Raw genomic sequence first — 8,869 nt, 5'->3', positions numbered from 1 at the left:
GACAAGCGCTCTCCCAACTGAGCTACAAGACTACGAAAGCGGATAACGAGATTTGTTCGCGTAGCGTTCTCGAAGAGTAGTCGTACCTAGAGCTTGGAAGACTCAGATGCTACCGTTACACCATCTCCGCAAGACAAATTTCTCGAAACCAAAATCATAGCGGGAGCAGGAATCGAACCTGCTGATATCTAGGTTATGAGCCTAACGAGCCTCCATTGCTCCATTCCCGCGTCATACCCCTGGCTGGAATCGAACCAGCAACCTCTTCGTCCTTAGCGAAGCGCCTCTTACCGTTGGGCTACAGGGGCTTAGGGATTGGGGACTGGGTTAAGTTATCAGTGAGCAGTTAGCACCTAGCCGCATTTAGCAGTTTGTTCTCCTCCTCTTCCCACTTTTCCCAATCTCCCATACCCCTGACAGGAGTCGTAGATGCCTGAAAGGCAGCTTCCCGAAGGGTACCTGCAAAAACACTCGTTCTGAGCGAGCGATGTCTACCAATTCCATCACAGGGGTTAAAATCGGGGTGACAGGATTTGAACCTGCGTCCTTCGGCTCCCAAAGCCGCCGCGCTACCAAGCTGCGCCACACCCCGGAAATTGAAGACAAGGGAGAGGGGGAAGAGGGGGAGGAGAGAGAAGACAATAGATAAACTAAATAACTGCTAATCCCCAATCCCCAATTCTTCCTTGTCGGCGTGAAATACTCCTGGTGGGACTCGAACCCACAAAAAAACAGATTTTAAGTCTGTCGCGTCTGCCAATTCCACCACAGGAGCAAAGCTGGGGATTGGTGATTGGGGACTGGGGACTGGGAATTAGGACCTTATCAGTTTGTTTAACAATTCCTCCTTGTCTCCCCCCTCTCCCAAGTCTCCCCTCGTCTCCCAACTGAGGAGGCAGGAATCGAACCTGCATTCTTTCGCTGTCAAAGAGCGATGCCATACCGATTAGGCGACTCCTCAAAGTAAAATTTGGTCAATCTCAGTGCTAATTTTGTGGTAAGTTTCTGTTTCACCTCTGTAGGTAATAACAGCCCCCCAGGTCAGTATCGAACTGACGACCTCTAGTTTTTCAGACTAGCGCTCTTACCAAACTGAGCTACCGGGGGATACGAGAGCGGAGGGACTTGAACCCCCACGTCTCCAGGTTCGTAGCCTGATGTGTTATCCAGTTACCGTTAACAAAAAATTGGGTTTAAAGCCTCGCCGTTCTACGGTGACTTTGATTGAGAAGAAACTGGAAAATTAGTACAATAGTCGTTCTTCGAGTAGAACTAAAGTCTACGCGATGAATCGCTCTAGTAAGGAGAAATCCCGGTAAGTAAGTCCGGCGGCTAAACATAGCGTCAGTACGGCTAAACCACTGCAAGCTTTCTTCAGAGCGAGGAGCGTACTAAATTAGCTAAGTGATGGATGTTTGAAAGCATGAAACTAAAAAAAGTAAGCGCAATATATGCGGCTATATGCCAACATATTGAGCGTCTAGAGGCAACTTGACTATGCCTGCAAGAGTTCGACGATCGCTACTTGTGAATCTCCGTCTCTTTAGAGCCCAGAGAAGTCAAAGAGCGTTGCCCGCGCTGATAGGCGAGCCGACCCTCGGAATTTGTAGTACCAAGCAAAAAATATACTACAATGAGCGGAGAGGGAGGGATTTGAACCCTCGACGGTTGTTATGCCGTTCTCCCTTAGCAGGGGAGTGCTTTGAGCCTCTGGGGCCACCTCTCCTGGTAGCCCCAGAGGGATTTAAACCCTCGTTTCCAACGATGGGATAAATTGAAGCGTCAAAATCAGCTACAATATTTGGGTATACCGTCGGGCGGACGGAAATTTACGCTTGAGAAGCTAGTTGAAAGACTAGGTATCACCGCGTAAGACCAATAGTAAGGGAAACCTGAACGGGCTATGGTGAGTCCAAGAATTCCTCATTTTGGTGATGGAAACGTCAAGAGGCTGCTGCTCTACCTCTGAGCTATACTCCCTTGAAGGTCGAGGTGGGATTTGAACCCACGTTTAAGAGCTTTGCAGGCTCCTGCCTTCAACCACTTGGCTACTCAACCTGGCTTTGTCAGCTTGTTTGGGTTCTCAATAGTTGGGTTAGCTATTGAGGCGAGGACGACGGGACTTGAACCCGCAACCACACGATCGACAATCATGGACTCTGACCAATTGAGCTACGCCCCCGCGTGTTACTCGTGTATTATGTATTTAGTTGTCAAGGTTCGTGTAAGCTTCTAGCGATGAGCTTTTTGGCTCTTTGCTGTTTGCTATATATTTATGCTACAAATATACTACAAAAGTGTCAAGGGTTTGGGCAAAATTTTTTTTTGCTGAATGGGGGAATGAGGAGAGGAAGGGCGATCGCTACATCGCTATATAATTGCTACAGTTATCTCCCCTCATCCCCAGAAGTTATCGAGAACATTGTGTTTACAACTCGAATGAGCAGGTGATTTCCGGTTCTACAGGACAAGTTCTTTGGCTGAGAGGATTTCCTTCTAAATAGATTCCAGTTAAGTTAGTTAACTCAGCCAGAGGACTCAGATCGCCGATTTTGTTGAAGGTGAGATTAACCGCCCTTAGTTCTGGAAGCGATTTTAAGGGAGTGATATCATCAATTTGGTTAAAAGCGAGGTTAAATTTTTTTAATTGTGTTAAAGACTTTATCGCACGGAGATCGGATATTTGGTTAAAAGCCAAGTTTAATTCTTGAAGTTGGTTTAAGGATTCAAGTGGTGTAATGTCGCTAATATAGTTGTCGTTGAGGTAAAGTTCCCTTAAGTTACTAAGATTAGATAGGGCGGCAATGTTAGTAATTTCGTTGTCGTGAAGATAAAGAGTTTTCAGGTTAGTTAAATTAGCAATTGGGCTAATTTCAGCGATTTTGTTACTACTTAAGTCTAAGTATTTGAGTTGGGTAAGAGATTTTAAAGGTTGAAGATTAGAGATTTGATTGCTATTCAGGTCTAGATAGGTAAGATGAGTTAAAGTAGCAACTGGTCTGAGGTCGGATATTTGTGCTTGAGAAAGATAAAGTTCTTTTTGGGTTGACAATTTTCGCTCTGCATGATAACAGTTAGATGTTTGAGTTTGCTGTAATAACACTTGGACAGTGTGGCGAGCTTCAGGAGAAACTTTCGCTCCAACAGCACACCAGTAAGTGAAGCTCTCAAGAGAGGCGTAACGGTAGATTCCTAATGCGATCGCCGTTCCCAGACTAACCGCGATGGCTGCGCCGACCTTGCGGTACGCGCTTCGCCAACCTAACTTACCTAACATGGTTTAATTTTCCTACTCGACGAAAAAGTATCTTTGCTAGATTAGCAAGACTAGACGAACAAGGTAGATAGTTGTTGCCTACAGCAATCAAGCAATGAATCAAATAAATTGTAAATAAAAAAGAACGCACCAGTGGAGGGTGCGCTCTTAGTTTAATCAGAAATTAAAGAAGCTAATTCTTGTGCTTCAATCCAGAGTTTGTAGAGAAAGAACTCAGCGCGATCGCTCATGGCAGTGACTAAGATTCCTTCTTCGCTACGAGGATCGGTAGCTATCCAAGTTCCTTGGAGCGTAACTTCGACAAATTCTGCATCGCAGATGGAAAATTCGAGAGTTTCCAGATTTTCCTCCCAGGCGATCGCTTCTAGTTCTGGTAAATGAGGCAGATCCGCCGGGAGCAAAAAGGACGCAGTACTTGGCTGAATAATTAGAGAATTACCAGCACGGAGAGCCAAAATTACGCGAGTAGCAACCCACTCTTCCAGAGGTTGAGCCAAACGCTCCATATTAAAGCCGTTTTCGGTGTAAATCAGTTTCAGCATTATGACCTGTGACCTCCTCTTATTCCAGGTTTATTTGCTGTTCGCGCCAGAACTGTTCGGCAAAAGCGATCGCGGGATGCACTGGTGCAATGGGTTTAGTTTTCAGTGGCATTCCAGCTTCGACTGGAGTCCGAGATCCTTTTTTTGAGTTACACCTTTGACAGGCGATAACTACGTTGTCCCAGCTATGTTTTCCGCCTTGAGAACGGGGAATGACGTGATCTAAGGTGAGATTTTTTTTGCTTCCGCAGTATTGACAAGTTTGACAGTCGCGTCGCAGTACCTCTCGGCGATTCACTGGTGGAATTTTCCAGACTCGCTCGTTACTCGTCATCGTGAGACGAATTTGAGCGGGAACTTGAAGAATTACACTTGGCGATCGCACTTTCCAACCTACTTCGAAGAGAAAATCTAACGGTTCGGCTTTCCCCGTTACTAACAAGACGATCGCTCGTCTGATATTGACTCGACTTATTGGTAGGTAGTTCTTAGAGAACACCACTACTGATTGCCTTAGAGTTTCAGTTGTCCCGATCGCGGCTTTACTCATTACTCCCGCCTCTTAGTTTTATTATTACTTTTGCGCGGGTCTTTTGCTCATTTAAAACCCCCGCTTACCTGATGGGAGGAAGCGGGGGTTAAGAAAACTTAATATTGTTCTCTTTTTATCTCGGTAAGGCTGGTTTTCGCCTATACCTTCCGCTTCCTATACTTAGATTTGGTTCTTCAATGAACCCACTACCGCCGTAATTAAGCGAATAGTTCTCAAATTTTCTTTGATGGTTTTTTCCCCATAAACCGCAATCTCGTAAAAATTTACTTCCTATAAACAAAAACTCCACCGCCCAAGCAATTGATTTCCCATCGACAAGGATGTTGTCGGCGGTTGCTTTGGAGGTGGTTGTGATTGAGAGAAAGCTCATTGAATTGCTAAATGGGTGTTAAACAAGTCTTTTTAATACTACACTTGTATTACTGGATCTGTCCAGCATTTCTCAAAAAAAATTTTCAGGAGGAACAAAATGATGCGTACAATTACCCGCCGTACTTCTACTACTGACATGGAAGTTACTAGCATTCGTTTGGAACGCGATCTCAAGGACAAACTTAAGGAGCTTTCCGGCAATACTGGGTATCAAGCGCTGATCAGAGACATTCTTTGGAACTATGTGCAACAGAAATCTGGAGACTATCGACCCCAATTTTCCCGTTCGGATATTCGAGCAAGTATTGATGCGATCGCCAGGAAAGATGAGTGCTGCGTACTGACTGGCAATATTATTCCGGAAAATGAACCGATGCTCTTAGGCTGGACGATAAATGGAGATTTGGTTCCCTTAAGCCTCGAAAGTATGGCTGGCTAACTTCTACGGCGACCGGGATGACAGATCGCATCCCGGTCGCTTGTTAAATTTATTCAAATAATTCTTGACAATAAAGGCGATCGCTGAGGGGAAAATTTTGGGGCGAGTTAGGGAAAAATTTAGGCGATCGCCACCAAAAATCTTAATTTACAATCCAATTGGATAGCTTTCTAGCTACCTTCGCCACCTTCACCACCTTCTTCAGCAGGTGCAACCTCTTCACCACCTTCAGTAGCTTCAGGTGCAGTAGTTTCTTCAGGCTGCTCGGTTGCTGGTGCAGTATCGCCAGGATCGCCACCTTCAGTGTCAGCACCTTGGTTACAAGCCACAACCGTAGCTGCTAAAGTTAAAGCTAAAAATAGTTCAACCGTTTTTAAACGCATTTTCACACTCCTCAATTACTCTTTAACATTTGGTTAAATTAACGATCTTTTTAACTATAATCTCACTAAGACAAATCCGCACAATTATAAACATAGCTAATATATCTGTTGCTAAATTATAATTTTGCTTGAATCAAGAGCAGATATTTTAGTTTAGCTTTCCAGAAGATTGGCGCGATCGCTACCAGGATTGATTTGCCATTATCAGTTTCTTAGCACAAACCGAACATTTTGGCAAGAGAAATACCAAACTAATTTGCATCACAGCATCAAATCCCACTTGAGTATTTAATTGCTCATCTAGACAGATGCAGAAAAAAACTTTTTATGGCAATCTAGCTAAGGTTGAAAGAAGAAATCACTATGCCAGAACTAACACAACAAAAATGTGAAGCTTGCACCAAAGACTCTCAACCTGTCAGCGAAGACCAAATCAAACAACTCAAACCACAAATTCCTGACTGGAACTTAATTAACAAAGACGGACAAAAAAGATTAGAACGCACATATAAATTTCCTGACTTCCAAACCGCCCTCAATGCAACAAACAAAATTGGCGCAGAAGCAGAAAAAGAAGGACACCATCCAGCCCTCCTCACCGAATACGGTAAACTCACCGTAACTTGGTGGACTCACGCCATCTCCGGACTGCATAAAAACGACTTTATCATGGCAGCAAAAACCGACGAAATCGTCAAGCAATTCCCAACTTCCTAGTAGTGCTAAATCGACAACACCCCTTCCTGAAACCCGTCCAAGCGGGTTTCAGTTATTAACATAGAAATTGGCAAAATCATTAAAAATTATGCACTTTCTTGGCAAATCACAAACAAAACCGCTATAACAGCCTAAAGTCCCCCAGAGAGTGCATCAATGACCTATACCCTCAGAATCGCCGATATCCCTATCAGCGAACGCCCCCGCGAACGATTATTAGCACAAGGCGCAAGAAACTTAGCAACCGCCGAACTAATCGCAATTCTTCTCGGAACCGGGCAAGGTCCAGGTAAACTTTCTGCTGTAGGTTTGGGGCAATATATTCTTCAGCAACTCAGTCAACATCAACGCGAACCCCTCGAAGTATTGCGCGATATTAGCCCCCAAGAATTAATGAAAATACCCGGTATTGGTCCTGCTAAAGCAACGACAATTGTCGCCGCCGTGGAACTGGGAAAACGAGCATTTCAAACTAAACCTAACGAACGCACTTTAATCGATAACCCTGCGGCTGCGGTAGCTGCCCTAAGTCACGATTTAATGTGGCAAAATCAAGAACGTTTTGCTGTAGTTTTACTTGATGTCAAAAATCGCTTAATTGGTACTCAGGTAATTACCGTAGGAACCGCCACCGAAACCTTAGCTCATCCCCGCGAAATTTTCCGGGAAACCATTCGTCAAGGAGCCACCAGAGTAATTATCGCCCACAATCATCCTACTGGTAGTGTCGATCCTAGTCCTGAAGACATTTCTTTAACTGAGAATTTATTAAGTGGCGCTCAATTACTGGGTATTCCTATTCTCGATCATCTCATTTTAGGTAACGGTAATTATCGCAGTTTACGACAAAGTACCGCTTTATGGCGAGAATATCCTCAAGGAGATTAGAGATTTTATTTGGTTAGGTTGTCGTTAGTTAATATCTATGTTAGATTGTTAATTCTTGGGCGATTAGCACAGGGGTAGCGCACTTCCTTCACAGGTCAGGGGTCACTGGTTCAAATCCAGTATCGCCCATTTTTTATCTACAATAACTATAAGCAAAAATGTCAAGGGAAAATATAGCGACTGTTATTAAAATTATAGAATCTCTCCCTGATGCACAACAAGAACGAGTTATTGAGCATTTAAGAGAATATATTCTCGATCTTGAAGATGAATTGCAGTGGGATAAAGCTTTTCAGAAAAGCCAAAGTAAGTTAGTAGCAGCAGCAAAACTTGCGAAGCAACAAATTAGTCAAGGACAAGGGACTCCGATGGACTACGATCGATTATGAAGTCTGCTACTTTACCATCTTTTTGGTCAGAATATTACGATCTTCCATTAGAAGTTCGCCAAGCAGCAAAGAAAGCTTATCGTTTATGGTCAAATAATCCTTTCCATCCTTCTCTACACTTTAAATGTATTAATCGTGATGAGGATATTTGGTCAGTTAGAATTACTCAAAATTACCGGGCGATTGGTATCTTACAGGGGGATACAGTTACATGGTTTTGGATTGGTAGTCATGACAAATATGAAAACTTTTTTGGATAAATTGGACTTAAAAAAGTAACGAATATCCTCGAATGCTTAATGGTGATTATTGTCTTAATCCCAAATTGGTTGTAAATTTAAGACAAATCCTGGTAAAACATTTTCTCCTGATAAGTTATTAGGAGATTGTAAAACTTCTACTGGTTGGTTGGGACGATAAATTTCTACGGTTTGGGTTTTGGGATTAATTAACCAACCTAAACGTAATCCGTTGGCTAAATATTCTTCCATTTTAGCTTGGGTAGTTGCTAAGTCGTCGTTTTCGGAGACTAATTCAACGGTAAAATCGGGACATAAAGGCAAAAATTTTTTTCGTTGTTCGCTGGTTAAATTATCCCATCTTTCTGTAGTAATCCAACTCAAATCTGGGGAACGAGTTGCACCGTTTCTCAGGCGAAATCCGGTTGATGAATCGAAGGCTTTTCCTAAGTTATTTTGCCGATTCCAAAGCCAAAGTTGTCCATCTAACTCAAAGTTTCGATTGCCTGTTTCCCCACCAGTCGGAGGCATAATAATTAGTTCTCCTGCGGCATTTAATTCTAAACCTAAGTCTTGATTGACGGCAGCTAGTTGCTCGAATTGTTCGTTATTTAGTTTAAGAATTGGTGTTAAGTTTAGGGTTAAAGTGGTCATAGGAATTTATAGGAAATTTTGGCTCATTGCTTATATTTTGATCCAACTACTGAGAAACTCGATGCGATCGCACTAAAATTGTATCACCTGAATCTTCGTCAAAATATAAGCGAATTTGATTCACAACTACTTACTGGCACGATAAAGTGTTTCTATGCGATCTGCTTCTGCTTCTTCTGCGGCAATATCCGCATCTATTTCTTCTCTATTGGCGTGATAGTAGGTTAAAGCTGCGTATACTTGGGTTAGAGTTAAATGTCCGATTCGAGAGGCAATTTCTTCTGCTCTCATTCCTTGTTTATACCAGATCGCAATCCGACGCACAGTTACACCAGTACCTGCAATAATTGGACAACCACCATGAATTTTGGGGTCGCAGTCAATCAGTTTACCAATATCTGTTAAAGTTGACACTA

General features: G+C 43.2%; 11 protein-coding genes and 9 tRNA genes. 5 read left to right on the top strand and 15 right to left on the bottom strand.

All coding sequences use genetic code 11. The features are described 5' to 3' along the window. Positions 1–157 precede the first annotated feature (157 nt). The 12 genes from G3T18_RS23780 to G3T18_RS23725 all read right to left on the bottom strand — a co-directional run bounded on the left by G3T18_RS23780 (position 158) and on the right by G3T18_RS23725 (position 4,369). Positions 158–231 (bottom strand) — tRNA-Met (locus G3T18_RS23780). A gap of 3 nt (positions 232–234) precedes the next feature. Next, a tRNA-Leu gene (locus G3T18_RS23775) sits at positions 235–308 on the bottom strand. 210 nt (positions 309–518) lie between these two features. Beyond that, a tRNA-Pro gene (locus G3T18_RS23770) sits at positions 519–592 on the bottom strand. A gap of 108 nt (positions 593–700) precedes the next feature. Then, positions 701–775 (bottom strand) — tRNA-Leu (locus G3T18_RS23765). Between the two features lie 112 nt (positions 776–887). Next, positions 888–961 (bottom strand) — tRNA-Gln (locus G3T18_RS23760). A 71-nt stretch (positions 962–1,032) separates the two neighbouring features. Next, positions 1,033–1,107, bottom strand: a tRNA-Phe gene (locus tag G3T18_RS23755). Between the two features lie 531 nt (positions 1,108–1,638). Continuing rightward, positions 1,639–1,726, bottom strand: a tRNA-Ser gene (locus G3T18_RS23750). Between the two features lie 258 nt (positions 1,727–1,984). Further along, positions 1,985–2,058: transfer RNA gene (locus G3T18_RS23745), tRNA-Cys, on the bottom strand. 50 nt (positions 2,059–2,108) lie between these two features. After that, positions 2,109–2,182, bottom strand: a tRNA-Asp gene (locus G3T18_RS23740). A gap of 246 nt (positions 2,183–2,428) precedes the next feature. Then, positions 2,429–3,277, bottom strand: coding sequence for a leucine-rich repeat domain-containing protein (locus tag G3T18_RS23735; RefSeq protein WP_224413078.1), 849 nt, complete (start codon positions 3,275–3,277; stop codon positions 2,429–2,431). 152 nt (positions 3,278–3,429) lie between these two features. Next, positions 3,430–3,819: an alr0857 family protein gene (locus G3T18_RS23730; RefSeq protein ID WP_224413077.1), complete on the bottom strand. Its 390-nt coding sequence runs from the start codon at positions 3,817–3,819 to the stop codon at positions 3,430–3,432. 19 nt (positions 3,820–3,838) lie between these two features. After that, entirely contained in the window at positions 3,839–4,369 is a 531-nt protein-coding gene (locus G3T18_RS23725; protein ID WP_224413076.1) for an HNH endonuclease, read from the bottom strand. Between the two features lie 475 nt (positions 4,370–4,844). Here G3T18_RS23725 and G3T18_RS23720 point away from each other — a divergent pair, with 475 nt between their 5' ends. Continuing rightward, the gene (locus tag G3T18_RS23720; protein ID WP_224413079.1) at positions 4,845–5,183 is read left to right on the top strand and encodes a ribbon-helix-helix domain-containing protein; all 339 of its coding nucleotides are present in this window, start codon (positions 4,845–4,847) and stop codon (positions 5,181–5,183) included. 170 nt (positions 5,184–5,353) lie between these two features. Here the strand turns inward: G3T18_RS23720 and G3T18_RS23715 are convergent, their stop codons facing one another. Then, positions 5,354–5,566, bottom strand: coding sequence for a hypothetical protein (locus tag G3T18_RS23715; RefSeq protein WP_224413075.1), 213 nt, complete (start codon positions 5,564–5,566; stop codon positions 5,354–5,356). 363 nt (positions 5,567–5,929) lie between these two features. On the opposite strand from G3T18_RS23715, the gene G3T18_RS23710 reads away from it, so the two are divergent. The 4 genes from G3T18_RS23710 to G3T18_RS23695 all read left to right on the top strand — a co-directional run bounded on the left by G3T18_RS23710 (position 5,930) and on the right by G3T18_RS23695 (position 7,820). After that, complete coding sequence (locus tag G3T18_RS23710; protein ID WP_224413074.1) at positions 5,930–6,283, top strand: 4a-hydroxytetrahydrobiopterin dehydratase; 354 nt, start codon at positions 5,930–5,932, stop codon at positions 6,281–6,283. 156 nt (positions 6,284–6,439) lie between these two features. Then, positions 6,440–7,171, top strand: coding sequence for a RadC family protein (gene radC / locus G3T18_RS23705; protein WP_224413073.1), 732 nt, complete (start codon positions 6,440–6,442; stop codon positions 7,169–7,171). Between the two features lie 158 nt (positions 7,172–7,329). Next, the gene (locus G3T18_RS23700; protein ID WP_224413072.1) at positions 7,330–7,560 is read left to right on the top strand and encodes a hypothetical protein; all 231 of its coding nucleotides are present in this window, start codon (positions 7,330–7,332) and stop codon (positions 7,558–7,560) included. Next, entirely contained in the window at positions 7,557–7,820 is a 264-nt protein-coding gene (locus tag G3T18_RS23695; protein WP_224413071.1) for a ParE family toxin-like protein, read from the top strand. The genes G3T18_RS23700 and G3T18_RS23695 overlap by 4 nt, the downstream gene beginning before the upstream one ends. A 54-nt stretch (positions 7,821–7,874) precedes the next feature. On the opposite strand, the gene G3T18_RS23690 is transcribed toward G3T18_RS23695, so the two are convergent. Together G3T18_RS23690 and G3T18_RS23685 are read right to left on the bottom strand one after the other, a co-directional pair. Continuing rightward, positions 7,875–8,453 carry a Uma2 family endonuclease gene (locus G3T18_RS23690; RefSeq protein WP_224413070.1) on the bottom strand — a complete coding sequence of 193 codons (579 nt, stop codon included), beginning with the start codon at positions 8,451–8,453 and terminating at the stop codon, positions 7,875–7,877. A gap of 126 nt (positions 8,454–8,579) precedes the next feature. Beyond that, a partial coding sequence (locus tag G3T18_RS23685; RefSeq protein ID WP_318014027.1) for a DUF433 domain-containing protein occupies positions 8,580–8,869 on the bottom strand: 290 nt, incomplete at its 5' end.

Source organism: Oscillatoria salina IIICB1 (genome assembly GCF_020144665.1).
GTDB lineage: Bacteria > Cyanobacteriota > Cyanobacteriia > Cyanobacteriales > SIO1D9 > IIICB1.
This window is presented reverse-complemented; position numbering and strand designations above follow the sequence as displayed.